Below are 26,173 nucleotides of genomic sequence, written 5' to 3'. Positions count from 1 at the left end.
CCGAAGAACAGGGCCCGCAGCGCAGCCGACGTCCGGCGCCGCTCCGCGGCAGCGGCGGCCCGGGTCAGCGCGGCGCCCGTCGAGCGACGGCCGCTTCTCAGCTACCTGAGTAGCTAGTAGCCCCACCAGCTCCAGCTCAGCTGGTGAACCCAACCTTCGTCCAGTCGTAGTCCTGGAACCCGAACGCGCCGAAGTTGGCCAGCGTGTTCTTCGTCGCCCAGATCTGCGGGCGCTGGTACAGCGGGATCAGGCTGGCCTGGTCGGTGGCGAGCTTGTCGGCGGCGTTCGCGTCCGTGACGGCCTGGGTCGGGTCGGTGTCCTGCAGGGCCTTGGTCAGGGCCTGGTCGATCGCCGGGTTGTTGTCCAGGCGGGGGTTGTTGTGGATGTTCTTCGGGTCCGCCACCGACTGGATCTGCGGGGCGCCGCTGCTGATCGGGAACGGGTTGCCGGTGTAGGCGAAGGCGGTGATGTCGAAGTTGCCGGTGTTGATGTACTTGTCGAAGAAGTCGTCGCCGTTGACCGGGGTCTCCTGCAGGCCGATGCCGATCTTGGCCAGGTCGGCCTTGACCATCTGGGCCTCGTTGGAGGTGGTCTTCACGCCCTGCGGCTCGATCCACTTCAGGTTCAGCTTGACGCCACCCTTGGCGCGGATGCCGTCGCCGCCCTTGACCCAGCCGGCCGCGTCGAGGGCGGCGTTGGCCGCGGTGGGGTTGTAGGCGACGTCGGCGCCGTTGTCCTGGTAGCCGGTCTGGTTGTTCACGAAGAAGCGGTTGTTCAGGACCGTGGGCTTCCAGGTGCCCAGGTTCTTCAGGTCCACGTTCGCGATCTGCTGGCGGTCCAGGGCCTGGTAGATCGCCTTGCGGACGGCGTCGTCCGTCAGCGCCGGGGCCTTGGTGTTCATCGAGATGTGGCGCCAGTCCGGGCCGCCGGCGTAGTGCACGGTGCTGTCGGTGGTGTCCTTGATCTTCGCGTACAGCGCCGACTGCGGGCCGACCTCGAAGGCGTCGATCTCGTGGTTGTTGTAGGCGTCGGCCTGGGCCGAGGTGTCCTCGATCGCGCGGAAGACGATCTTGTCCACGATCGGCTTGGCGCCCCACCAGTTCGGGTCCGAGACGACCGTGACGGTCTTGGTGGTCGCGTCCATGCCCTGCAGCTTGAACGGGCCGGCGGTGACCGGGATCGCGTTCATGTAGGACTTGTTCCAGCCCTCGGGCGTGGAGATCTTCGAGGCCGGGTACAGGCTGGCGCCGTCGAACTGGTCGAACATGCTCTTCCAGTCCGAGAACGGCGTCTTGTAGGTCACCACGACGGTGAAGTCGTCGGCGCCGCGCGCGACCGACTGCATCTGGTCGTAGCCGGTGGAGCTGGCGACGTCGAAGCCCTGCGCCGAGCCCTCCATGCCCTTCCAGGTGGCGACGAAGTCCTTGTAGGTGATCGGGGTGCCGTCCGACCACTTGGCCTTCGGGTTCAGCTTGTAGGTGACCGTCTGCTTGCCGTTGACGGTGCTCTCGTCGGCCGAGACCAGGTAGTCCGAGTTCGCGGTGGCCTTGCCGGTGGCGTCGAAGTGGAACAGCTGCGGCATCATCGTGGACAGCACCTTCTGGGTGTCCTGCTCGTTGCCGTTGTTGGTCATGCCGTTCCACTGCGACGAGTACTGGTCGATCGCCAGGGTCAGCGTGCCGCCCTTGAGCGTCGAGGCGTCCTTGGCGTCGATGTCGTTGGCAGTCGCGACCGGGATCGACTTGCCGCCGGCCGAGGAGCTCCCCGAGGACGAGCTCTTGCTGGAGGAGCAGGCCGACGCCGCGAGCGCGGCCGTCGCCAGGACGGCCAGGATCGCCGGCGACTTCTTGGTGATGCGAGACATGATCTTCTCTCCCGTGTGTGGATGGGTGGCACCAGCGGCGCCGGCAAGGCACAGCTGTGGAAGGTGCGAGGCTGGGTCAGACCACCTGCAGCGCGTCGGCGTAGTGGCACGCGGCGGCGTGGTCCTCGCGGTCCGGGCGCGGGACGATGACGGGGTCCTCGTCCCGGCACTTCATCTGCTCGGCGGCGTTCAGCGACGCGTACTTGAAGCAGCGGTCGCGGAACCGGCAGCCGGAGGGCACGTCGGCCGGCGACGGCAGGTCGCCGGGCAGCAGGATCCGCTCGCGCTCCCGCTCCTTGCGCGGGTCCGGCAGCGGGATCGCCGAGAGCAGGGCCTGGGTGTAAGGGTGCGAAGGCTCGTGGAACACCGAGGCCACGTCACCGATCTCGACGATGCGCCCCAGGTACATCACGGCCACCCGGTCGGCGATGTGCCGGACCACCGACAGGTCGTGCGCCACGAACAGGTAGCTCAGGCCCAGCTTGGCCCGCAGCTCGTCCAGCAGGTTGATGACGCCGGCCTGGATCGAAACGTCCAGCGCCGAGACCGGCTCGTCCAGGATGACGACCTTCGGGTTCAGCGCCAGCGCCCGGGCCACGCAGATGCGCTGCCGCTGGCCGCCGGAGAACTCCCGGGGGAAGCGCGAAGCGTGGTACGGCTCCAGGCCGACCAGCTCCAGCAGCTCCGCCACCCGCGCCGCGGCCCGGTCCGCGGACCAGCCGTGGGTGCGCAAGGGCTCTGCGATGGCCTCCCCGACCGGCATCCGCGGGTCGAGAGACGCCATCGGGTCCTGGAACACGATCTGGATGTCCTTGCGCATCTCCATGCGCTCGCGCCCGGACAGGTTCGCCGCCTCGCGGCCGAACACCGCGATCGAGCCGGCCTGCGGGGCCACCAGCTCCAGGATCTCCAGCAGCGTGGTGGTCTTGCCGCAGCCGGACTCCCCGACCAGGCCCAGGGTCTCGCCCTCGCGGATCTCGAAGTCGATGCCGTCCACGGCCTTGACCGTGCCGACCCGGCGCTTGAACACCGCGCCGCGCATCAGCGGGAAGTGCTTCTGCAGGCCCTTGACCGCCAGCACCGGCGCGCGCTGCTCACGCGGCACCGTGTCCAGCTCCGCCGCCGGGATCTCCGGGATCGGGTAGACCTCGTCGATCGGGATGGTCCCGCTCTGCAGATCGGCGCGGCGGTGACAGGCCGACAGGTGCGCGTTCCCGCCGGCCGCGAGCAGTTCGGGCTCGGAGTCCCGGCAGATCTCGGTCGCGATCGGGCAGCGGTCGGCGAACGGGCAGGCGTTCGGCAGGCCCACCATCGACGGCGGGTTGCCCTCGATCGGGGTCAGCGGCCGGCGGCCGTGCCCGCCGTGCCCGCCGTGCTCCCCGTGCTCCCCGTGCTTCACCGTGGCGTCCAGGCGCGGGATCGAGCCCAGCAATCCGATGGTGTAAGGCATCCGCGGGCTGTAGTAGATCTCGTCGACCGGGCCCTGCTCGACCGGGCGGCCGGCGTACATCACGGCCACCTTGTCGGCGAAGCCGGCGACCACGCCGAGGTCGTGGGTGATCATCAGGATCGCAGCGCCCGTCAGCTCCTGCGCGTTCTTCAGCGCCTCCAGGATCTGCGCCTGGATGGTCACGTCGAGCGCGGTCGTCGGCTCGTCGCAGAGGATGACCTTGGGATCGTTGGCGATCGCCATGGCGATCATCACGCGCTGGCGCATACCGCCGGAGAACTCGTGCGGGAAGTTCTTGAACCGGCGCTCCGGGTCCGGGATGCCGACCACGTCCAGCAGCTCCAGCGCCCGCCTGCGCGCGGCGTCGCGGGACAGCCTCTGGTGCACGGTCAGCGCCTCGACGATCTGGTCGCCGACGGTGAACACCGGGGTCAGCGCGGACAGCGGGTCCTGGAAGACCATCGCGATGTCCTTGCCGCGGATCTTCGACATCTGCTTGTCGTTCAGGCCCAGCAGCTCCCGGCCGTCCAGCTTGATCGAGCCGGTGACGCGGGCGTTGTCCGGCAGCAGGCCGAGGATCGCCATCGAGGACACCGACTTGCCGGAGCCGGACTCGCCGACGATGCCCAGCACCTCGCCGGGGTGCAGGTCGTAGCTCACGCCGCGCACCGCGCGCACGTCGCCGGCCTCGGAGGCGAAGGTGACGAACAGGTCCCGAACGGACAGCAGCGGGCCACCGGTCTTGGCCGGCTCGCCGGAACGCCCGGCGGAGTGGGGCAGCAGCAAGTTCTGGCTCATCGGGCCGAGGCTCCCGTCGAGTTGGGGTCGAGGGCGTCGCGCAGGCCGTCCCCGATGAAGTTGACGCACAGGATGATCAGCACCAGGACCGAGGCCGGGAACACGAACAGGTACCACTGGTCGGTGGAGGCGAACTGCGCCCCGTCGTTGATCACGGTGCCGAGCGAGACGTTCGGGGAGCGGATGCCGAAGCCCAGGAAGGACAGGAACGACTCGGTGACGATCGCCGCGCCCACGTTCAGCGTGAAGTCGACGATCAGGATCGAGGAGATGTTGGGGATGATGTGCCGGCGGATGATGGTCCAGGCCGGCACGCCCATGTACCGGGCGGCCCGCACGAACTCCCGCTCCCGGATGGTCAGCGTCATGCCGCGCACCACCCGCGAGGTGATCATCCAGCTGAACAGCGCGATCATCGGCACCAGCACCAGCCAGTCCGCGCCCTGGAAGTACGGCGACAGGATGATCAGCATCAGCAGCGAGGGCACGACCAGGAACAGGTCGGTCAGCCAGACGATGGCCTTCTCCCACCAGCCGCCGAAGTAAGCCGCCGCGGTGCCCAGCAGGCCCGCGGAGCCGGTGGACAGCACCGCCACCAGCAGGCCGATGATCAGCGACTTCTGCATCCCGTTGACGGTCTGCGCGAACATGTCGTGGCCGACGTCGTCGGTGCCGAAGAAGTGGTCGCCGGTCGGGCCGGACTGGGTGTTGACCAGGTCGATGTCGGTCGGCGACCAGTGCGTCAGCAGCGGGCCCAGGAAGGCGAACGCGAACAGCAGCACCAGGCCGACCAGTCCCACCATGGCCATCTTGTTGCGGCGGAACCGGCGCCAGACCAGCGCGGCGCGTCCGGAGCCCGCGGGGGCGGCGGACTGCGGCTGGACGGTCTCGACGGCAGTACCAGCGGGGGTCGGAGCGGTCATCACAGAGCCCTTCGATGGCTGGTGCGGTCGTACGAGGCGGCGGGTGTCAGGGCGGCGGTCACAGCCGGACCCGCGGGTCGAGCAGGGCGGTGATGACGTCCGAGAGCATCCCCGCGACGAGCACCAGCACCGCGGAGAACAGGGTGATCACGGCCACCGAGTTCACGTCGGAGTGGTTGGTGGCGTCGGTGAACCAGGAGCCCAGGCCGTTCCAGCCGAAGACGCGCTCGGTGATGATCGCGCCGGCGAACGTGAGGATCGTGGAGTAGGTCACCAGCGTCATGACCGGGATGACCGCGGTGCGCACGCCGTGCTTGAGGATGGCCCGACCCTTGGTCAGGCCCTTGGCCCGCGCCGTGCGCAGGAAGTCCGAGCCCAGCACGTCGAGCATCTGGCCGCGCTGGTAGCGGCTGTAGAAGGCGATCAGGCCCAGGGTCAGCGAGATGGTCGGCAGCAGCAGGTGGTCGGCGCGGCTGAACAGCTGGCCCCAGAAGCCGGTGGCGTTCGGGTCGATCTCGCCCTGGTACTGCAGGAACGGGGTGTCGCCGCCGACCGCCTTGTTCACCTGGACCGCGATCAGCTTCAGCAGCGGCGCCAGCACGAAGACCGGCATCGCGAACACGATGTAGGACCCGAAGGTGATCGCGTGATCACTGAACTTGTACTGTCTGACCGCTTGGAAGGACCCGATCAGGATGCCCAGGATCGCGGAGAGCACGGCCGCGACGCTCACCAGCCGCACGGTGACCCACACGCTGATCGAGAAGTGCTTGTTGACGGAGTCCAGCTGCCAGGTCTTGCCGAAGTCGCCGTGCGCGACGCCGTCGACCCAGTGCGCGTAGCGCTCGAACACCGGCTTCTCCGGGTTCTCGTTGCGCTCGTTGAGCTCCTGGTACATCACGACGGGCTTGGTCGGCGGGTTCTTCTGCAGGTACATGTCTTTGGGGTGGAAGGCCGTGGAGGCCCCCAGGTACGCCAGGGACGTGGCGACGAACACCAAGACCACATAGTTCAGAAGCCTGCGAACCATGAAGGCACCCATGCCTGACCCTCCGTGCTCGAAACCCACAACCCGGTGAAGCGGGCGTAGATCTGATCGAGCCCGTGGCCAACAGATTGGCGGAGGCGCTCGGCGATTTCGATCACGAAACGGCCAAGATGCTGTTTTTTGATCTAAATCACAGCACACCCGGTGAAGCACTCAATACAAGCAGTACACTCATATCGGAAAAGGAAGACACCGGGTGCGCAGTTGCTCACGCGACCCGGTGTCCTCACCGTAGCGATCTTCGATTGTGTCCACAATGTGAGAGAGCGTCAGGCCCTACCCACCGTGCAGTCCTTACCGCGGCGGTGTGACGCGCGCTACTCCCACAACGGGAAGTGGCACGCGGCCTGATGCCCCTCGGTGCCGTAGGGCACCAGCGGCGGCTCGGCCTGCCCGCAGATCTCCTGCGCGGCCGGGCAGCGGGTGCGGAACCGGCAGCCCGAGGGCGGGTTGATGGCGCTCGGCAGCTCGCCGACGATGCCGCTGCTGGCCTTGGCCTTCTCCACCTCCGGGTCGGCCACCGGGATGGTGTCCAGCAGACCCCTGGTGTAGTGGTGGATGGGCCGGGAGTACACCGACTCGGCCGGGCCGATCTCCACCAGCTTGCCCAGGTACATCACGCCGATGCGGTCGGACACGTAGCGGACCACCGACAGGTCGTGCGAGATGAACAGGTACGACAGCCCGTGCTCGGCCTGCAGGTCCTTCATCAGGTTCAGGACCTGCGACTGGATCGACACGTCCAGCGCCGAGACCGGCTCGTCGGCCACGATCAGCTTCGGCGCCGGCGCCAGGGCCCGGGCGAACCCGACGCGCTGGCGCTGGCCGCCGGAGAACTCGTGCGGGTACCGCTCCAGCGCCGAGACCGGCAGACCGACCTGTTCGAAGAGCTCGGCGATCCGCGCGTCGCGGGCCGCCTTGTCGCCGACCTTCTGGATGTCCAGCGGCTCGCGGACCACGGTGCGCACCCGCATGCGCGGGTCCATCGCGGCGTAGCTGTCCTGGAACATCATCTGGACGTCGCGGCTCTTCTTGCGCCGCTCGCCGGACTTCATCGCGGCCAGGTCCGCCCCCTCCAGGCGCATGGCCCCGGCGGTGGTGTCCTCCAGCCCCACTATCAGCTTGGCCACCGTGGTCTTGCCGCAGCCGGACTCGCCGACCAGGCCCACGGTCTCGCCCTTGCGGATGCTGAACGAGACCCCGGCCACCGCGCTGACCGAGCCGATCTGCCGGCGCAGGAAGCCCTTGGTGATCGGGTAGTCCTTGACCAGGTCGTTGACCTCCAGGAGCACGCCGCCCAACTCCGGGGCGGGCAGCTCCTCGGCCGTGGTGCGGTCGGTGAGCGTGACCACGATCTCGTTCCCGGAGCGCTCGGCGGCGCCGACCGGGTGGAAGCACGCGAACTCGTGGCCGACCTCGTCCAGCCGCGAGGGCGGGTCCTGCGCGCGGCAGTCGTCCTGCGCGTACCGGCAGCGCGCCGCGAAGCGGCAGGCGGCCGGGGGCTTGGTCAGGTCCGGCGGCATGCCGGGGATCGAGTACAGCCGGGTGCCGCTGTCCGCGCCGCGCTCGGGCAGCGAGTCGAACAGCGCCTCGGTGTACGGGTGCCGCGGGTTGGAGTACAGCCGCTCGGTCGTCGTGGTCTCCACGATCCGGCCGGCATACATCACGTTCACCCGGTCCGCGCGGCCGGCGATCACGCCGAGGTCGTGCGTCACCAGGATGACCGCCATGCCCAGGCGCTCGCGCAGGCCGTCGATCAGCTCCAGGATCTGCTTCTGCACGGTCACGTCGAGCGCGGTGGTCGGCTCGTCGGCGATCAGCAGCTTCGGCTCGTTGGCCAGCGCGATCGCGATCATCGCGCGCTGGCGCATGCCGCCGGAGAGCTGGTGCGGGTAGTCCCGGGCGCGCTGCTGCGGGCTGGGCATGCCGACCAGGGAGAGCACCTCGATCGCGCGCTCCAGGCCCTCGGCCTTGCTGGCGCCGCGGTGGATCCGGACCGACTCGGCGATCTGCTTGCCGATCGTCATCGTCGGGTTCAGCGACGTCATCGGGTCCTGGAAGATCATGCCGACGTCGTTGCCGCGGACCTTGGACATCTGCTCTTCGTCCAGCTGCAGCAGGTCCCGGCCGTCCAGGAAGATGCTGCCGTCCGGGCTGGAGCCGCCGTTGGGCAGCAGCCGCATGATCGACATCGCGGTCATCGTCTTGCCCGAGCCGGACTCGCCGACGATGCCGATGGTCTCGCCGGCCTCGACCGTGAAGCTGACGCCGTCGACGGCCTGGACCGTCGAGCGCTTCAGCTTGATCTGGGTATGGAGGTTCTGGACCTCTAGTAGTGCCATGGCCGTCTCACCGCTTCTGGAGCCGGGTCTCGAAGGCGTCGCGCAGCGCGTCTCCGATGAAGTTGCAGGAGATGATGATCAGCACGATGGACACGCCCGGCGGATAGATCATCCACCAGTAGTTCTGGTCCAGGTAGCTGGATCCGTTCGCGAACATCCCGCCCCAGTCGTCGTTCGGCGCCTGCAGGCCCAGACCGATGTAGCTGAGCACGGACAGCGCGAAGACCGAGTTGGCGATCGACAGCGAGGTGTTCACGATCGTGGTGCCGATGGTGTTCGGCAGGATGTGCCGGAAGATGATCCGCGGGCTGCGCCCGCCCATCATCCGGCACGCGGCCACGTAGTCGCGCACCTTGATGGTCAGGGTGTCGCCGCGGGTCAGGCGGGTCAGGCTGAACCAGCTGGTGAGCGCGATCACCATGATGAACACCGTCTTGGTGCGGCCCATCGTGGAGGCCAGGTAGATCAGCGCGAAGATGAGCGGGATCGACAGCAGCGCGTCGATCGTGCGCATCATCACCGCGTCGATCCAGCCGCCGACGTAGCCGGCGATCGCGCCGTAGAGCATGCCGATCACCGAGGCGAGCACGCCGGAGGCGATGCCGATCTCCAGCGAGATCTGGCCGGCCTTCATCAGCTTGCCCAACTCGTCCACGCCGTTCTGGTCGGTGCCCAGCGGGTGGCTGGGGCCCGGCGGCAGGGTGATCTGGTCCATCTGCACCTGCGAGGTGTTGCCGTGGTAGATCAGCGGCCCGAAGAAGCACATCAGGACGTAGAACACCAGCACACCGAAGGCGACCACGGCCAGCCGGTTCTCCAGGAAGACCTCCAGGCCGCGGCGGAACATCGAGCGCGGCTTCTCGGTCGGCTCCAGGCCCAGCATCTGCTCCGCTGACGGGACGTGGTCCCCCACTTCCGGGGATTCGGCGATGATCTCGTCCATCAGGTGAGCCTTACTCGTGGGTCCAGGGCTGCATAGGACACGTCGGCGATCAGCGACCCGATGACCGTCACGATCGCGGTGAGCATCGTGGTGCCCAGAACGATCACGAAGTCGTTCTGCAGCGCGGCGTTGATGGTCAGCACCCCGATGCCGCCGATGTTGAAGATCTGCTCCACCAGCAGCGCGCCGCCCACCAGGGCCGGCAGGGACAGGCCGATCAGGGTCACCATCGGGATCATCGCGTTGCGCAGCACGTGCCCGTAGAGCACGCGGCGCTTGGTCGCGCCCTTGGCGACCGCGGTCCGCACGTAGTCCTGCGTGATCTCGTCGAGCATCGACGAGCGCATGTACCGGCTGTACCCGGCGACCCCGCTGACCACCAGCGTGCCCACCGGCAGGATCATCTGCGCCGGCTGCGTGAACGCCGAGTGGAAGGAGGTGATCTGGTTCGCGATCGGGATCAGGTGGAACTGCACCTGGAACACGTCGCGCAGCACGACGCCGAGGAAGAACACCGGCACCGCGTAGCCGATGAAGGAGAACGTGGTGATGGTGTAGTCGGTGACCGTGTTGCGGCGGGTGGCCTGCAGCACGCCCAGCGGGACCGACAGGACGATGGTGAAGAACAGCGACAGGCCGACGACGTAGATCGACTGCCCCAGCGTCTCCTTCAGCAGATCGTTGACGCTCTGGTTGCGCTGGTAGCTGAATCCGAGGTCGAAGTGCACCACCAGGCGGTCCAGCCAGTGCCAGTACTGGATGTACAACGGCTTGTCCAGACCGAGCTTGTGGTTCAGCGCGGCCAGGCTCACCGGGTTGTACTTCTGCCCGAGCATCGCCCGTGCCACGCCGTTGGGCATCAGGTGCATCATGCCGAACGTGGCGATCGAGACGATGAACAGCGTGACGATCGACTGGAAGAAGCGGCGGATGAGGTAAGTGGTCACCGCGACCCCCCGCCGGGGGTCGCGGTGACGTCAGTGCGGTGGATCACTGGGTGTAGTACCAGAACTCAGGCTCGAAGCCCTGGAAGGCGTCCTGACCGGAGTCGTGGAAGTTCTTCGCCACGGCCCAGGCCCAGATGTCGTTGTGCATCCAGATCAGCGGCAGCGAGATGCTGGCCGCGTAGGCCTCGTAGTCGTACCAGGCCTGCGGGTCGCTGCTCTTGATCGTCTTGGCCACCGCGGCGTCGAACTTCGGGTCCGAGAAGGAGAAGATGTTCGAGCCGGCACCGGTGGTCAGGAGCGAGTCGGTGGTCGGCAGCAGGGAGAAGACCCAGCCGCCGTACAGGATCGCGTCCCACTGGCAGCCGGCCGGGGTGGTGGTGGAGCAGGCGGTCAGCTCGCCGCCGAGGGTGTTCTGGGTCTTGGTCACCAGGTTGACGGCGATGCCGGCACCGGCCGCGGCCTGCTTGTAGGCGGCCAGCATGGTGTCCATGGCCGGGTGCGAGGACGGGTACTCCAGCGTGAACTGGGCCTTGTCGCCGGCGTTGATGCCCGCACCGCACTGGGTGTCACCGGTACCCGGGGTCTTGCAGGTCGCCGGGGTCGTCGACAGGTCCCAGCCGTGAGCGGTCATGACGGCCTTGGCCTCGGCCGGGTCGTACTTGGCCGCGGCGGACTTGGCGGCCGGGGACAGCGTGTTGCCCTCCGGGAACCCCGGCACGACGCCGGTCGTCTGGTAGCCCCAGCCCTTGTACGGACCGTTGATGGCGCCCTGCTGGTCCATCTCGTCCTGCAGCGCCTTGGTGAAGTACGCCTGCTTGAACAGGTTCCCGTGGTTCTTGGAACCGAAGTTCAGCTGGTAGTAGCCGATCGAGTCCAGCAGCGCGCCCTTCTCGACGCTGTAGCCGGAGCTCACCAGCGGGTTGCCCGCCTGCAGGTCGCTTCCGTTGTAATGCGGCGTGTCCGCGCTCGGGAACACACCGATCTGCAGCGCGTTCGTACCGGTGCTGCCGGCCTTCAGGACCGTCCACTCCGCGTCCGGGCTCTGGAAGGAGTCGAAGTCGACCTCGTTCAGGTACGGCTTGTGCTCACCGGTGAACTTGGTGTTCGGCACGATGGTGAACGCACCGGAGGTGGCGTTGAAGGAGTTCAGGACCCACGGGCCGTCGACGATCTTCCACAGCGGGTTGGTCGCGAAGCTCTTGACGTCCTGGCCGGCCGCGTTCAGGTACTTGAACACCGCGTCGCAGTCAGCCTGCAGCGTCGGGGAGGTCAGGGTGTCCGTCGAGCACTTGCCCTTGGTGCCCTTGGCGTCGGTGACGTCCCAGGCGAGCGGCATCGGCGTGACCGTCTGGAAGGCGTTGCCGATGATGTAGTTCTGGTTGTACTGCTGGTCGAACGTGATGCTGATGCCGGAGTCGGTCACCGAGGTGGACTTGATGTTGTCCGGCAGGTAGTTGACCGCGGCGGCCTGGTTCGGCGGGCTGTAGTAGCCCGACTGCTTCTCCTCGGCCTTCAGCATGTTCAGCCAGAACTGCACGTCCTGGCCGGTGACCTTCTCGCCGTTGCTCCAGCCCCAGGTCGACTTCAGCGGGACGGTGACGGTCAGGCCGTCGGAGCTCCAGGTCGGCTGGGAGGCCGGACCCATGTCGTAGTTCACGGCCAGCTTGTCGTTCAGGCCGACGAAGTACAGCGGGCGGTAGAAGTAGTACTGGAACTGGCCCGCGTTCTGGGTGCTCAGCTGGCTGCTGGTCATGAACGGCCAGATCGCGTTCGGGCTCGACCCGGGGGGCCACTCCGAGACGTGCGCGGTGCCGCCAGGCTTGATCGGCGCACTGGAGCTGGTCGCCGTGGTGACCGGGTTCGTCGCGCTGTTGCCGCTGGAGCTCTTCTTCGAGCTCCCACATGCTGCGGCGGACGCGAGAACAGCGATGACACCTGCCATCGCCACGACTTTTCGAGTATTTCTGACGGCCATCAAGAGCCCTCCCCTTCGACGGAGCCGGCTCGGTGTGTGGATCCGGGCCGGTCGCGGTTGTGAGCGCAGCCGACAGCACGGCGAAAGACAGGCAGTGGCGCCGAGGGTGGCTCACGACCACTCCTGCATACAGTGGCCCAACATAGGGGGAAAAGCGATCACGGATCGGCAACAAAATCGATGTCAAATGACCTACGGACCTGCTAGGTATGCCTGCCGAGGGAATTTAACAAGATCGACTCACAACTGTCGCCGATCTTGAAATTCCAAGATCGTTCACCTGTTGCCGCAGGTGAACCGGTAGCGTCCGCAGCGCCGTCGATATCCAGGTATTACCACTGTATGGAACGCCCTCCCGAGACCAGACGAACCCCCGCATCCCGCACCTGGGGCCCGGCAAGGGTCCGGCAAGGGATGAGGGGGTTCGCAGGAGGGGATGTCCCGAGGCGGGACACTTGTTCCTAAAGCATTCGCGCAGCTTCCACGGCCCAGTAAGTCAGGACAGACGTGGCGCCGGCCCGGCGCACCGAGGTCAAGGTCTCCAGGATGGTCCGCTCCCGGTCCAGCCAGCCGTTGGCGGCCGCGGCCTCGACCATCGAGTACTCGCCGGAGACCTGGTAGGCGGCCACCGGGACCTCGACCGCGTCCGCGACCTGGCGGACGATGTCCAGATAGGACATGGCGGGCTTGACCATGACCATGTCCGCGCCCTCCTCGATATCGAGGCGGACTTCGCGCAGGGATTCGCGGGCATTGGCCGGATCCTGCTGATAAGTGCGGCGGTCGCCCTTGAGGCTGGACTCCACGGCGTCGCGGAACGGACCGTAGAAGGCGCTGGCGTATTTCGCGGAATAGGCGAGGATCCCGGTGTCCTGGAAGCCCGATTCGTCCAATGCGCGGCGGACGACACCGACTTGTCCGTCCATCATCCCGCTCGGGCCGACCATATGGACGCCGGCTTCCGCCTGCCGGACCGCCATTTCCGCATAACGTTCCAAAGTGGCGTCATTGTCGACGGTGCCGTCTTCCCGGAGGACGCCGCAATGTCCGTGATCGGTGAATTCGTCCAGACACAGGTCCGACATCGTCACGATGCTGTCGCCGACCTCGTCGCGGACTTCCGAGATCGCGCGCTGCAGGATCCCGTGCGGATCGGTGCCCAGCGTTCCGCGCGCGTCCTTCTCGGCGGGGATCGCGTAGATCATGATGCCGCCGAGCCCCTCGGCGACCGCCTCCGCCGCCGCCTTCCGCACCGAGGCCAGGGTGTGCTGCAGGACGCCGGGCATCGACGCGATCGGCGTCGGCTCGCTCACCGTCTCCTTGACGAAGACCGGGAGGATGAAGTCGGCGGGGTGCAGACGGGTCTCGGCGGCCAGGCGGCGCATGGCGGGGGTGGTGCGCAGGCGGCGCGGGCGGTCCAGCGGGAAGCTCATACATTTGAGGGTACTCGCGGTCATTCGCGCGCGAGACGTGCCTACGTGCTCTGTGGGAGACGTTGTGGCGGACGCCACGGCCCGCCGGAAGATCGGATTCCCGCGAACCAGCCCAGTCCAGCTCAGCCCCACACAGTCCGGCACAGCTCAGTCGACGGCGTCGTCGAACTCCTCGTCCAGTTCCTCGTCGTCGACCAGGTGCATCGCGGCCTCCTCAGCCGAGGCCGCACCGCCGTCGATCCCGACGTCCTGCGCCGACAGATCGGCGTTGCCCCCGGAGTGCGAGCCCTCGTCCGGCGCCACCAGCCGGCCGGACCGCCGGCCGCCGACCTGGTCGCCCAGCAGCTCGCCGTCGCCGCCGGCGTAGTCGCCGAGCCCGTCCCAGTCCTCCGGCAGGTCCTCGACGTCGGGGTTCTCCTCGGCCAGGCGCTCGTCCATGGTCTCCGAGTCGCGCAGCGCCATCGGCCGCTCCGGCGGGGAGTAGCCGGTGTCCAGTTCGTCAGGGCCCGGGATCAACGTGTCGGAGCCGTCCAACTGCTCCAGCGGATCCTGGGCGTCCGGATCCGGCTGCGGCAAATAGACGTCGTCCGCGAAGCCACTGCTCATAGCGACTACCTGACCACTTCCGCCCCACGGGCGCAACTCATCGCCGCGGCGAGCCCGGCACGAGATCAGCGCGAGATCAGCGCGCGGACCGCCGCCGTCCGCCTGGCCTGCGCTCGGAGGGCCGGTACAGCGGCTCGCCGGCGGTCAGCGCCGAGAGCCGCCGGGTCTCGCCGAACGCGGCCAGCGCGTCGGCCAGCGCGGTCACCGACGCCGAGGGCGCCATGACGTCCACGCGCAGGCCGTGCTCCTCGGCGGTCTTCGCGGTCTGCGGGCCGATGCAGGCGATCACGGTCGCCGCGTGCGGCTTGCCGGCGATGCCGACCAGGTTGCGGACCGTGGAGGAGGAGGTGAACAGGACCGCGTCGAAGCCGCCGCCCTTGATCGCCTCCCGGACCTCGGCCGGCGGCGGCGCGGCGCGCACCGTGCGGTAGGCGGTCACGTCGTCCACCTCCCAGCCCAGCTCGATCAGGCCGGCGATGAGCGTGTCGGTGGCGATGTCGGCCCGCGGCAGGAAGACCCGCTCGATCGGGTCGAAGACCGGGTCGTAGGCCGGGAAGTCCTCCAGCAGCCCGGCCGCCGACTGGTCGCCGGAGGGCACCAGGTCCGGCTGCACGCCGAAGGCCACCAGGGCCTGCGCCGTCTGCTCGCCGACCGCCGCGACCTTTATCCCGGCGAACGCCCGGGCGTCCAGGCCGTACTCCTCGAACTTCTCGCGGATCGCCTTCACAGCGTTCTGCGACGTGAACGCGACCCACTCGTAGCGGCCGGTCACCAGGCCCTTGACGGCCCGCTCCATCTGCTGCGGGGTGCGCGGCGGCTCCACGGCGATGGTCGGCACCTCGTGCGAGACCGCGCCGTAGGTGCGCAGCCGGTTGGACAGGCCCTCGGCCTGCTCCTTGGTCCGCGGCACCAGGACCTTCCAGCCGAACAGCGGCTTGGTCTCGTACCAGGACAGCGCGGCCCGGTCGGCCACGGCGGCGCCGACCACCACGACCACCTCGCCGCCGGCCGCGATCAGCGCCGAGGCCTCGATCGCGACCCGGGCCAGGGTGGAGCCCACCGTGCGCTGGGTGGTCATCGAGCCGTCGGCGGTCACCGCGACCGGGGTGGTCGCCTTGGCCAGACCGGTCGCCTGCAGCGCGGCCGCGGCCGCCTCCAGCAGGTGCGCCGGGCCCACCATCACCAGGGTCTCGTGCGCGCCGAGCGGTCCGGCGCCGGGCTTGCCGGCCGAGTCCGCGACGTCGGCCAGCGACCGGATCCGGATGCCGCCCTGGCCCGAGGAGCGGCCCAGCGGGATGCCGGCGTACAGCGGCACCGCGGTGGAGACCGCGACGCCGGGGACGATCTCGTAGACCACGCCGGCCTTGGCGCACAGCGCGGCCTCGGCCGCCACCACGCCGGACAGGCCCGGGTCGCCGGAGGTCAGGCGCACCACCCGGCGGCCGGCGGAGACCTCGGTCAGCAGGTTCTTCATCCGCGAGGCCGGGGTCAGCGACACCGTCGCGTCCCCGAGCTCGCCCAGCTCGCCGCGCTCGCTCTCCACCACCGGCACCAGGGTGGCGTCCGGGTTCAGGTGGGTGGCCAGCCGCGCCAGCAGCCCGGCCTCGGCGGCGATCACGTCAGCGCCCTGCAACAGCGTCACCGCGCGCAGGGTCAGCAGCTCCGGGTCCCCGGGGCCGGCACCGACGAAGGCCAGAAGCGCCGTCGTCGCACAGGTATCGAGCGCAGAGGCCGAACCTCGCTGAGTAGTCGTCACCATGCCTGCCTCACCCCCACCGTCCGTCTTCTCATCTTGCGCGGAAACCCCCCGGACGCCGCCTCCGGCGCCCTCCAGGACTTCGAGTACCTTCACCAGCTCCGTCACGCGCCGGCCTCCATCAGCTCGGCCGCGCCCTCGGCGAGCAGCGCCTCGGCCACCCGCCGTCCCAGGGCCTCCGGCTCGGACACCGCTCCGCTGTCGGAAAGCCGCAGGCCGCGGGACCCGCTGACGGTAGCAACCAGGCCGGTCAACGACAAAACGTTGTCATCGGAGACGACCGCGTGGCCGCCCACCGGAGCCGAGCACCCGGCCTCCAGCACCGCCAGCATCGTGCGCTCGGCGACCACCGCGGCCCGGGTGAGCGGCGCGTCCAGCACCGCGAGCACACCGGCCAGCTCGTCGTCCCTGCACTCCACGGCCAGCGCGCCCTGCCCCGGCGAGGGCAGCATCACGTCGGGTCCGAAGACCTCGGTGGCCTCCTCGGCGCGGCCCAGCCGCTGCAGTCCGGCCAGCGCCACCACGACCGCGTCCAGGGTGCCGGAGCTCACGTGCTTCACCCGGGTGTCGACGTTGCCGCGGATCGGCACGACCTCCAGGTCCGGCCGGATCATCCTCAGCAGCGCCATCCGGCGCGCCGCGCCGGTCCCGACCTTCGCCCCGGCGGGCAGGTCGGCCAACTTCAGGCCGTCCCGCGCCACCAGCGCGTCGTTCACCGCCGCGCGCTCGGTCACCGCCGCCAGGTGCAGGCCCTCGGGCGCCGCGGTCGGCAGGTCCTTGAGCGAGTGCACCGCGAAGTCGATCTCATCCGCGTACAGCGCGTCCCGCAGGGCGTTGACGAACACGCCGGTCCCGCCGATCACGGACAGGGCCTCGCGCGAGGTGTCCCCGTAGGTGGTCACGTGGACGAGCTCCACGGAGCGCCCGGTGGCCGCGGTCAACGCCTCGGCGACCATCCCGGACTGGGCCAGGGCCAGGGCGCTGGCGCGCGTGCCCAGCCGTAACGCCCCGCCGGGACCGGGCGCTGGCGATCCTTGGTCCGCCGGAGTCCCGCTCATGCTGACACCTCATTCGTCGTGCCCGCGGCGTTCGCCGCGCTGACGGCCTCCACCGAGGCCGGATCGAGGCCGAAGAGCTCACGCAGCGCCTCGGCGTAGGAGGACCCGCCGGGCGCGCCGGCGAGCTGTTTCACACGCACCGTGGGCACGTGGAGAAGTTTGTCGACGACGCGCCGCACGGTCCGCTCGACCTCGGCGCGGTCCTTGTCGCTCAGGGCCGGGGTCTTGCCGCGCAGCCGCTCCAGTTCGGCGCGGACCACGTCGGCGGCCATCACCCGCAGCGCCGCGACGGTCGGCGCGACGGCCTCCGCGCGCTGCGCGGCGGCGTACGCCTCGACCTCGTCGAGCACCAGGTCGCGGACCGCGGCTATCTCCTGCGCGGCGCCCGCGGCCTGCGCGCTGCCGTCCTCGGCGACCCGCTCCAGGTCCACGACGTGCACCCCGGCCAGCTCGCGCACCGCCGGGTCGACGTCGCGCGGCAGCGCCAGGTCGACCAGCGCCACCGGGTGGCTGTGCGCGGCTCGGTTCAGCATCTCGCCGGTGATCACGTGCCCGGGCGCGCCGGTGCAGGCGACCACCAGGTCGGCCTCGCCGAGCGCCGGCACGATCTCGGCCATCGGCACCGCGACGCCGCCGTACTGCGCCGCCAGATGCTCGGCTCGCTCCTCGGTCCGATTCGCCACGACCATATGACGAACCCCGGCGCGATTCAGTGACGCGGCGGCCAGCGCCGCCATCGAGCCGGCCCCGATGATCAGCACCCGCAGGTCGTTCGGGCCGTCGCCGTCGAGCGCCTGGTAGGCGGCGTCCAGCGCGACCGACACCACCGACTGCCCGGCCCGGTCCAGGCCGGTCTCGCTGTGCGCGCGCTTGCCGACCCGCAGCGCCTGCTGCATCGCGTCGTTCAGCGCGCGCCCGGCGGTGCCGTGGTCCTGGGCGGTGGCCAGCGCGGTGCGGATCTGGCCGAGGATCTGCGGCTCGCCGACCACCATCGAGTCCAGGCCGCAGGCGACGGTGAACAGGTGCTGCACCGCGCGGTTGTCGTAGTGCACGTACAGGTGCTGGGTCAGCTCGCCGGGCTCGACGCCGGTGTGCGAGCAGAGCAGTTCGGTGATCTCGGTCACCGCGGCATGGAACTTGTCGACGCCGGCGTAGACCTCGATGCGGTTGCAGGTGGCCAGGGCCGCGGCCTCGTGCACGTTCGGCGACGCGGCGAGGTCGGCCAGGAGTTTGCCGGTGCGCTCGGTGCTCAGGGCCGCGCGCTCCAGGAGCGCGTGGGGTGCGGACCGGTGGGACAGTCCTACGGCTAGAAGGCTCACGAGGGGATCCCGGTGTCGATCAAGGAAGGGTCGAGCGCTGATCGGTCGGGCGGGGCGCTCGCGGCCGGTCCGCCGGCGGTCTTCCCGCCGCCGTCGGAGGCCGCCGGCTCCTCGCCGGCCTGCGGCAGCGCGTGCCCGCCCTTGCGCTGCTCATGGAAGGCGAGGATCTGCAGCTCGATGGACAGGTCCACCTTGCGCACGTCCACCCCCTCGGGCACGTTCAAGACCACCGGGGCGAAGTTCAGGATCGAGGTGATCCCGGCCGCGACCAGACGGTCGGCGACGTCCTGGGCGGCGGGGGCGGGGGTGGAGATCACGAAGATCGAGATTCCAAGGCCGCGGATCGCCGATTCCAGTTCGTCCGTATGCCGGACACGCACCCCGGCCACCACCGAGCCGGTGAGGGCGGGGTCCGCGTCGAACAGGGCCGCCACCCGGAAGCCGCGGGAGGCGAACCCTCCGTAGTTGGCCAGGGCGTGGCCCAGGTTGCCGATGCCGATGATGGCCACGGCCCAGTCCTGGGTCAGGCCGAGTTCGCGGGAGATCTGGTAGACGAGGAAGGACACCTCGTACCCGACGCCGCGGGTGCCGTAGGAGCCCAGGTAGGAGAAGTCCTTGCGGAGCTTGGCGGAGTTGACCCCCGCCGAGACCGCGAGCTCCTCGCTGGAGACCGTGATGATCCCCCGCTCCTGCATGCTTATCAGGGCTCGCAGGTAGACCGGGAGGCGCGCGACCGTGGCCTCCGGGATGCCCTGCCGGTGCGAGCGCAGCGAGGATCCGTTGCCGGAACGGGAGTCCGAACCGGTGCCGCCCGACGCGTTGTTGCTCGTGCTGGCCACGCTGCTCCTCATCGCGCTCGCGCTCGGCGTTGCCGTCGTGCTGTGGATCAGTGTCCCCGTGGTGGAGCTCACACCACCGCGAGCCTCGGGCCCCTCGGCGGGTGCCCGGGCCACGCTGGCCCGAGAGGCGTCCGCGCCGCGTTTGCGCGCATGTTCCTCTCGTCATGCACGATAGGCGTTTGTGAACGCACGCACAAAGTCCCGGCGGTCACCAGATGGCCAGATGCCCCAATTGTCGGCACAACTGAAGGCCGAATAGTTACCAAACCGGGCACGGCAGTGCCGTGGATCACTCTGCTCCAGAGGCTTCCACCGGGCCCGCGCGGCCCCGAGTCAGCCCCTGGCGGCCTGGGCGATCGCCTTGCGGAGACGGTCCGCGTCGACCCGCCAGAAGTCGTGTCGCCTGCCGTTCACCAAAGTGACGGGGATCTGTTCCCAGTATTCCGCTTTCAGAGCCGGGTCGAAGTCCTCGGCGGTGATGTCCAGTTCCTCGACGGCGGCGCCGGTCTCGGCGGCCACGGCCTGGACGGTCACGCGCGCGTCGTCACACAGATGACAACCGGGCTTGCCGACGAGGGTCACGGTCACGGGGGTGCCGCCGGAGCGCTTGCGGAGTCTTATCACGGCAAAAGCCTACGGAGAACACGCACTCGACATCTGACGGTCACGCAGGGGGCTTAGGCTTGGCCCCATGGGCACCGAGACTGCTGGGCGCACTGTGCACTCCGCGGCGTTCTTCGACCTGGACAACACACTGGTCCAGGGCGCCTCCCTCTTCCATCTCGCCCGCGGCCTGACCGCGCACGGCATGGTGAGCAAGCGCGAGATCGCCGGCCACGCCCTGCGCCAGGTCCGTTTCCGGGTCTTCGGTGAACAGTCCGGGCTGCTGGACGACGTGCAGGAGCACGCGCTGGACTTCGTCAAGGGCCAGGAAGTGGCCCGGATGGAGAAGATCTGCGAGTCGGTGTTCGACGACTACCTCTCGGACAAGATCTGGCCCGGCACCCGCGCCCTGAGCGAGGCGCACCTGCTCAACGGCAAAGAGGTGTGGCTGGTCACGGCCGCGCCGCTCGAGCTGGCCCAGGTGATCGCCCGCCGGCTCGGGCTGACCGGCGCGCTGGGGACCCGGCCGGAGTCCGTGGACGGCCGCTACACCGGCCGCATCGCCGGCCCGCTGCTGCACGGTCCGGACAAGGCCCACGAGGTCGCCAGGCTGGCCCGCGAGCGCGGCCTGGACCTGGCGCACAGCTACGCCTACAGCGACTCCGCGAACGATCTGCCGCTGCTGTCGCTGGTCGGACATCCGGTCGCCGTGAACCCGGACCGCGCCCTGCGGCGACACGCGCGGCATCACGACTGGGCGATAGTCGACTACCGGACGACGCGCCACACCCGGAAGGTGCCGGTCGCCGGCGCCGCCGCGGCGGTCGGCGCAGTTGCTGCCGGAGCGGCCGCGGCTGCGGCACACTGGTCCGGCGACCGCGACTGAGAGCGACGGGTCGTTACTGTCCGTCTATTGATGGGCACAGGGGCTCCGACCTCCCGAAGGTCCCCTGCGCAACCCTTGCACAGGACCCCTCGAAGTCCTCTAAAGTCCTGCGGACACACGTGGTCCAGTGAGCGGACCTAAACCGGACTTCCTGTACAGGAGGGTGTTTCCTGTGGGTGTAATAGCCGGAATCACCCGCACGGGTCCACCCTCATTACGTACGATGGTGAACCCTACGATCGGTGATCGAGGCGGAACACTCTGCTACTAAGAGGCTTCTCAAAGAGCGAACCAGGCCCGCTAAAGAACCGAGCCACGGGAGACACGTGTACCGGGACAACTTCGGACTCAACGGCTACAGCACGAAGGTGGGGGGCGACCCGTTCGCCGGCACCGGCGCGCTGTCCACGCAGGTGCTGTCCACGCATGTGCCGATGCCGGTGCCGGCACCCCTGCTGGACCGCCAGGAGCGCGGCCTGCTCATGCTGCGCGAGGCGATCCGGGTCGTGGCCGGAGAGGGCGGCGGGCGCGGCGCGCACGCGGCCGGCACCCGCTCCGGCGGCGCGCGGCACGGCGGCGGCTCCGGGTCCGGCGCCGCGGACCGGCCCGGCGGACCGGTCGCCGGCGACGGCGAGTCCGAGGCCATGGTCCACCTGGTCCACCAGGCGCAGGAGGGCAGCGCCGACGCCTTCGGCGAGCTCTACCGCATCTACTGCGACACCGTCTTCCGGTACATCTACTACCGCGTCTCCACCCGGGCCCTGGCCGAGGACCTGACCAGCGAGACCTTCGTCCGCGCGCTGCGCCGCATCACCACCTTCAGCTGGCAGGGCCGGGACTTCGGGGCCTGGCTGGTGACCATCGCCCGCAACCTGGTCGCCGACCACTTCAAGTCCAGCCGGCACCGCATGGAGGTCTCCACCGGCGAGATGCTCGACTCCAACGAGGTCGAGGCCTCCCCGGAGGACTCGGTGCTGGAGCACCTGTCGAACGAGGCGCTGCTGGACGCCGTCCACCGGCTCAACGACCAGCAGCGCGAATGCGTCACGCTGCGTTTCCTGCAGGGGCTGTCGGTGGCGGAAACGGCCGACATCATGGGGAAGAACGAGGGGGCGATCAAGACGCTCCAGTACCGCGCTGTTCGTACGTTAGCGCGATTGCTGCCCGCGGAAGCCCTCTAATACTCCTAAACGCGGACCACCCGTATGCGGGACACGCCGTAACCATCAAACTGGGACGGTCGTTTTCCCGGTAGCGGTCCAACAACTCACTCTGAAGGGTGAATGAAGGGCCGAAAGACATGCCGGTGGAAGCCGGGGGCACAACCTTTGTCGTCTGTCGGTGTCTAACACTGCGGCGAGCATCGTCACCTGACGGCTGGGCGGCGGTGGGCGACGGTTGGGGCTTCCCTGCGTACGGGACAGGAAGGAAGACACATGGCCGCAGCATTCGGCGAGCGCCAGCGGGCCGAGCAGTTCGCCACGCTGCTCGACGGCCTCGACGGCTCGCGGGACGGCGGCTCGGGTGTCGCCACGCTGATCCCGCCGCCTAGGTCAGCAGTCCTGAAGGGCGATCCGGAGCTCACGGCGATGCTGCGGGTGGTCGAGAGCGTCATCGACGAGGGCCGGCTCCACGCCCCGACGGCGCGGCCGGAGTTCCGCGAGCAGCTCGGGGCGCGTCTGCACCGCGACTTCCAGGTCCTGTTCAACGCCGACGTGGACGGCGGGCCGGGCGACGGCGACGTGCTGGCCCGGGGCCGGGGACCGTGGCGGCGGCGGCTGATCGGCGGCGGGGTCGCGGTCGGCGTGCTGTCCGGGGGCCTGGGCGGAGTGGCGTGGGCGGCGTCCAGCGCGCTGCCGGGCGATCCGCTGTACGGCGTCAAGCGCGGTCTGGAGAACATGCGGGTCTCGGTCTCCGGTTCCGACCTGGAGCGCGGCGAGCAGTACCTCGGGCAGGCCAAGACCCGCCTGGAGGAGATCCACAAGCTGCTGGGCCGGCACGACTCGAACGTGGACGGCTCGGACACCAGCAAGCTCATCGCCGAGACCACGGACAACCTGTACAAGGACGTGGACAGCGCCGGCCAGCTGCTGGCGCCGCTGGCCGAGTCCGGGAACGCCGAGGCGCTGGCCAACCTGCAGAACTTCCTGGACACCTACGAGCCGCAGGTCCAGGACCTGGAGACGCTGCTGGCCCCGGACACCCAGGACGAGGCGCGCCGCCTGGTGGCGCTGATGGACGGGCTGCACTCCCGGCTGGTGGTCGCGCAGGCGAACCTGGACAAGCAGCGCGCGGCCGAGCAGCACCCGACCAGCGCGGACTCCACCTCGCACCGCGGGAGCCCGTCGACCAGCCCGACGCCGACCGGCACGCCGTCGCCCTCGCACGCCGCGCCGGGCCCGCACACGCCGAGCTCCGCCGGCCCGACCGGCACCGACTCCGGCGGCCCCGCCACGACGCCGAGCGGCACCCCGTCCAGCGACCCGTCGAGCGTGCACCTGCAGGTCCCGATCGGCTCCACCGACACCACGGTCACGGTGCCGCCGCTGATCAGCGGGCTGCCGCCGATCGGGATCACGCTCGGGAACACGGCGCCGGCCACCGGGCCGACGACCACCGGGACGCCGAACACGGACCCGAACCCGAACTGAGGCCTGGCCCGAGGGCCGGGCTGAGGCCTGGCCCGAGAAGCGAGCCACGATGCCGGAGGGACCGGGTGCGGCAGCACCCGGTCCCTCCGGCCCCCCGTTCTTCCGCGGCGGTCAGCCGATCGGAACCGGCGGCCGCCCGCCACGCTCGGTGAGCCACTCCTTGATCACGGCCCTCAACGCCTCTCGGACCTCGGGCCACCGGCGCCTCTGCGCGGAGGTTTCCATCAGCACGCTGAGGAGTTCCTCTGCGCGCGCCTCCCTATAGGGCTTCGGCAGTATGCGCAGAAGCCTTCTATAGCGCCGCTCAAGCCCTTCGCTGTGTTCGCTGTCGCTGTGTTCGCCTTGCCCGCCCCGGTCTTCCTGCCCGCCGCTCATGCCGTCCCTCCCAGGGACGCACGGGGCGTCCCCCGCCTCTTCAGCCGTCCGAGCGCCACCGCAGCCTGCCGAGCCATCCGCTCCGCCTCCTCGGCGAGCACCTGCGCACCGGCGTCGGTGAGGCGGTAGTAGCGCCGCAGACGCCCGGAGACCGTCTCCTCGCGGTCCAGGACCAGCAGACCCTCGCCGGACAGCCGGTCCAGGGCGCCGTAGAGCGTGCCCACGCGCAACCTGGTCCGGCCGTCCGACAAGCGGCCCACTTCCTGGATGATCCCGTAACCGTGCAGGGGTCCGTCGACGAGCGCGGTGAGGATCTGGAACGTCTGCTCCGTCCGGCTACTCGATGAACTCATGGTCGACATATATCGGCTGTCGAACTATCGGGGCAAGCCCGGCCGCCAGTCCGGCCGCCCCGCCGACCAGGACCACGGTGCGCACCCCGAGCCCGGCCAGTTCGTCCAGCAGCGAGGCCTCGTCGGCGAGCAGGACCGCCACCGGTCCCTCGTCGCCGCGTCCGATCCCGCTCCCGAGCCCACCTCCCAGTCCGTCTCCGTTCCCGCTCCCGCCGTCCGGCTCCGTCCCCGGAACCGACCGCGCCACCTGGCGCGGCACCGGCAGCACCGCACCGCTGGCGAACAGCTGGATCCAGCCGGGCACGTCGGCGGACTTCACCTGTACCCGGACCTGCTCGAAAGCCGCGGCGTCCAGGCCGCCGTAGCCGTGGCGCAGCACCCCGTCGTGCACGCCCTCGGACACGACCAGCCCCACGGCCGCCGCGCTGTGCTCCATCGCCTCGCGCAGCGGCCGGGCGTCGACCAGGCGGAAGGCCAGGTTGACGTCGTACCCGGCGTAGCCGTGCGCGTCGTGGTGCACCTCTCCGGCGTGCACCGCCACCCGCAGCCGGAACCGCTGGCGCGTGGTGCGCCCGGTGTTGCCGCGCTCGAGCAGTTCGGCCAGCCGCGCCGGCATCGGGCCGAGCAGCAGGACCTTGGAGACCTCGGCGGAGACGAAGATGAGCACGCCGTCGCCGCGGTCCTCCCGGACGGTCTGCCGCCACGGGATTCCGGAATCCTCGAATGCGTCGCGCAGCGTGTCGTAAAGCGCGGCGCGAATAGCCAACTGATCGACGTTGTCCCTGTCCGGCCGCGTGAACGAGACCACGTCCACGACGACGATCGACCGGTGGGTGGGGAGATTGGCGACGGCTTGGGGAAGTGGTTGGTGGCTGATCGGTTGCGCATACCGCCCGTGGAAGCTGCGCGGCGTCCTACCAGCGCGACTACGCGGTTCCAGCGACGGATTCATGAGAACAGGCCCTTGATGACGACCCTCCGAGCCCCCCGACATGTATCGCAAGATACTCCGATGCGCAAGATCTCCGCACCGGTGTTTTCACTAGTGCGGAAACGGATCCGTTCGGAAATAAAGCTATCGGTCGGCACTGACAAACCCGGGCTTCCCAGGACCCGCACATGCGGTTTCACGAAGTCACAAGTACGCGCCGCGAACTGTGCCCGAGGCGGGCGAGAGGCGAACGTCCCCGCGGATGCCCGCAGAGCGTTGCTGGATAGTTATCAGTCAGCGACTCGACCGTTTTGTGCGACCACGCCCAGCGCTTTTTCGTCGAGCACGATGATGCGCTGCCGGGCGCTGCGGATGACGCCGGCTTCCCGGAGCGTGCGCAGGGAGCGTGCGAGGGCCGGCACGCTGACCCCGGCCCAGCAGGCGATCTCCTCCTGGGTGAACACCGGCCGGTCCTGACCGCTGCCGGCGTAGGAGTGGATCTCCAGGAGCTTGTCGGCGACCGCGCCGAGGGCCACGGAGCCGTGCAGCTGGGTGCGGTGGCGGTCGGCGTCGTGGAGCCGGTCGGCGAGGATGCGGAAGAGCGCCCGGGCTATGGAGGGGGTGCGTTCGGCGAGGTCGATGAAGGCCTCGCCGCTCATCCCGCGCGCCTCGACGGTGCTGCGGGCCCGGACGGTGGCGCTGCGCGGCCGGTCGGACAGGCTGGCCAGCTCCCCCACCACGTCCCCGGGGCCGCGGACCGCGAGGATCCGGGTGGCCCCGACGGTGCTGTGCTGGATCACCGAGACCCACCCGGACTGGATGAAGAACACGCGATGTGTGTCCTCCCCCTCGCCGGTCAGCGAATCGCCGGTCCGGAACACCTGGTAGACGGTCCGTGCACGGATCTCCTCGGCCGCCAAAGCGTCGAGGAGATCCCAGAACCTGCAGCCGTCTTCGTCGCGCGCCATTCCCCGCAAACTAGCCGAGCCCGGCCCGCAGGCAAAGCTCGGCCTGAGGAATGGCGCCTCCGCCGCGTACGATTGTGCCCCCGTGACCCCGTGTATCCCCCCGGC

Annotated in this window: 22 protein-coding genes; 3 read left to right on the top strand and 19 right to left on the bottom strand. The window is 69.4% G+C overall.

The window, feature by feature from the left end:
- Window positions 1–136 precede the first annotated feature (136 nt).
- From GWK61_RS08505 to GWK61_RS08435, 15 genes are all read right to left on the bottom strand, one after another.
- Window positions 137–1,864 carry an ABC transporter family substrate-binding protein gene (locus GWK61_RS08505; protein ID WP_194906809.1) on the bottom strand — a complete coding sequence of 576 codons (1,728 nt, stop codon included), beginning with the start codon at window positions 1,862–1,864 and terminating at the stop codon, window positions 137–139.
- A gap of 76 nt (window positions 1,865–1,940) precedes the next feature.
- Entirely contained in the window at window positions 1,941–4,112 is a 2,172-nt protein-coding gene (locus GWK61_RS08500; RefSeq protein WP_194906807.1) for an ABC transporter ATP-binding protein, read from the bottom strand.
- Window positions 4,109–5,035, bottom strand: coding sequence for an ABC transporter permease (locus tag GWK61_RS08495; RefSeq protein WP_194906805.1), 927 nt, complete (start codon window positions 5,033–5,035; stop codon window positions 4,109–4,111). Before GWK61_RS08495 ends, GWK61_RS08500 begins: the two co-directional genes overlap by 4 nt.
- A gap of 58 nt (window positions 5,036–5,093) precedes the next feature.
- The gene (locus GWK61_RS08490) at window positions 5,094–6,077 is read right to left on the bottom strand and encodes an ABC transporter permease (protein ID WP_194906803.1); all 984 of its coding nucleotides are present in this window, start codon (window positions 6,075–6,077) and stop codon (window positions 5,094–5,096) included.
- Between the two features lie 323 nt (window positions 6,078–6,400).
- On the bottom strand, window positions 6,401–8,425 hold the full coding sequence (locus GWK61_RS08485) for an ABC transporter ATP-binding protein (protein WP_194906801.1): 2,025 nt from the start codon (window positions 8,423–8,425) through the stop codon (window positions 6,401–6,403).
- A gap of 7 nt (window positions 8,426–8,432) precedes the next feature.
- Window positions 8,433–9,368 (bottom strand): ABC transporter permease, encoded by a 936-nt coding sequence (locus tag GWK61_RS08480; RefSeq protein ID WP_194906799.1) that lies wholly within the window; start codon window positions 9,366–9,368, stop codon window positions 8,433–8,435.
- Complete coding sequence (locus tag GWK61_RS59370) at window positions 9,368–10,315, bottom strand: ABC transporter permease (RefSeq protein ID WP_194906797.1); 948 nt, start codon at window positions 10,313–10,315, stop codon at window positions 9,368–9,370. The genes GWK61_RS08480 and GWK61_RS59370 overlap by 1 nt, the downstream gene beginning before the upstream one ends.
- Before the next feature lie 43 nt (window positions 10,316–10,358).
- Window positions 10,359–12,257 carry an ABC transporter substrate-binding protein gene (locus GWK61_RS08470; protein WP_194906794.1) on the bottom strand — a complete coding sequence of 633 codons (1,899 nt, stop codon included), beginning with the start codon at window positions 12,255–12,257 and terminating at the stop codon, window positions 10,359–10,361.
- Window positions 12,258–12,751: 494 nt separating this feature from the next.
- Window positions 12,752–13,723 (bottom strand): porphobilinogen synthase, encoded by a 972-nt coding sequence (hemB, locus tag GWK61_RS08465; RefSeq protein WP_194906792.1) that lies wholly within the window; start codon window positions 13,721–13,723, stop codon window positions 12,752–12,754.
- Between the two features lie 147 nt (window positions 13,724–13,870).
- Window positions 13,871–14,329: a DUF5709 domain-containing protein gene (locus GWK61_RS08460; protein WP_194906790.1), complete on the bottom strand. Its 459-nt coding sequence runs from the start codon at window positions 14,327–14,329 to the stop codon at window positions 13,871–13,873.
- A 76-nt stretch (window positions 14,330–14,405) separates the two neighbouring features.
- On the bottom strand, window positions 14,406–16,193 hold the full coding sequence (locus GWK61_RS08455; protein WP_323747467.1) for a uroporphyrinogen-III synthase: 1,788 nt from the start codon (window positions 16,191–16,193) through the stop codon (window positions 14,406–14,408).
- Complete coding sequence (gene hemC / locus GWK61_RS08450; RefSeq protein ID WP_194906788.1) at window positions 16,190–17,143, bottom strand: hydroxymethylbilane synthase; 954 nt, start codon at window positions 17,141–17,143, stop codon at window positions 16,190–16,192. The genes GWK61_RS08455 and hemC overlap by 4 nt, the downstream gene beginning before the upstream one ends.
- The gene (locus GWK61_RS08445; RefSeq protein ID WP_194906786.1) at window positions 17,140–18,462 is read right to left on the bottom strand and encodes a glutamyl-tRNA reductase; all 1,323 of its coding nucleotides are present in this window, start codon (window positions 18,460–18,462) and stop codon (window positions 17,140–17,142) included. Before GWK61_RS08445 ends, hemC begins: the two co-directional genes overlap by 4 nt.
- Window positions 18,459–19,301, bottom strand: coding sequence for a redox-sensing transcriptional repressor Rex (locus GWK61_RS08440; protein WP_194906785.1), 843 nt, complete (start codon window positions 19,299–19,301; stop codon window positions 18,459–18,461). The genes GWK61_RS08445 and GWK61_RS08440 overlap by 4 nt, the downstream gene beginning before the upstream one ends.
- Before the next feature lie 333 nt (window positions 19,302–19,634).
- Window positions 19,635–19,922: a glutaredoxin family protein gene (locus GWK61_RS08435; RefSeq protein WP_194906867.1), complete on the bottom strand. Its 288-nt coding sequence runs from the start codon at window positions 19,920–19,922 to the stop codon at window positions 19,635–19,637.
- Window positions 19,923–19,992: 70 nt separating this feature from the next.
- Between GWK61_RS08435 and GWK61_RS08430 the strand changes: the two genes are divergently transcribed.
- The 3 genes from GWK61_RS08430 (at window position 19,993) to GWK61_RS08420 (ending at window position 23,441) form a co-directional block, all read left to right on the top strand.
- Entirely contained in the window at window positions 19,993–20,790 is a 798-nt protein-coding gene (locus GWK61_RS08430) for an HAD family hydrolase (RefSeq protein WP_194906784.1), read from the top strand.
- Between the two features lie 434 nt (window positions 20,791–21,224).
- Window positions 21,225–21,971: an ECF subfamily RNA polymerase sigma factor, BldN family gene (locus GWK61_RS59365; protein ID WP_194906866.1), complete on the top strand. Its 747-nt coding sequence runs from the start codon at window positions 21,225–21,227 to the stop codon at window positions 21,969–21,971.
- Window positions 21,972–22,226: 255 nt separating this feature from the next.
- Window positions 22,227–23,441 (top strand): DUF5667 domain-containing protein, encoded by a 1,215-nt coding sequence (locus GWK61_RS08420; protein ID WP_194906782.1) that lies wholly within the window; start codon window positions 22,227–22,229, stop codon window positions 23,439–23,441.
- Between the two features lie 111 nt (window positions 23,442–23,552).
- Here the strand turns inward: GWK61_RS08420 and GWK61_RS08415 are convergent, their stop codons facing one another.
- The 4 genes from GWK61_RS08415 to GWK61_RS08400 form a co-directional block, all read right to left on the bottom strand.
- Entirely contained in the window at window positions 23,553–23,816 is a 264-nt protein-coding gene (locus GWK61_RS08415) for a hypothetical protein (protein WP_194906780.1), read from the bottom strand.
- Window positions 23,813–24,169, bottom strand: coding sequence for a PadR family transcriptional regulator (locus tag GWK61_RS08410; protein ID WP_194906778.1), 357 nt, complete (start codon window positions 24,167–24,169; stop codon window positions 23,813–23,815). The genes GWK61_RS08415 and GWK61_RS08410 overlap by 4 nt, the downstream gene beginning before the upstream one ends.
- Entirely contained in the window at window positions 24,153–24,983 is an 831-nt protein-coding gene (locus GWK61_RS08405; protein ID WP_194906776.1) for a hypothetical protein, read from the bottom strand. Before GWK61_RS08405 ends, GWK61_RS08410 begins: the two co-directional genes overlap by 17 nt.
- A 407-nt stretch (window positions 24,984–25,390) precedes the next feature.
- On the bottom strand, window positions 25,391–26,068 hold the full coding sequence (locus tag GWK61_RS08400) for a Crp/Fnr family transcriptional regulator (protein WP_194906774.1): 678 nt from the start codon (window positions 26,066–26,068) through the stop codon (window positions 25,391–25,393).
- Window positions 26,069–26,173 lie beyond the last annotated feature (105 nt).

Source organism: Catenulispora rubra (assembly GCF_015356825.1).
Classification (GTDB): Bacteria; Actinomycetota; Actinomycetes; order Streptomycetales; family Catenulisporaceae; genus Catenulispora; species Catenulispora rubra.
This window is presented reverse-complemented; position numbering and strand designations above follow the sequence as displayed.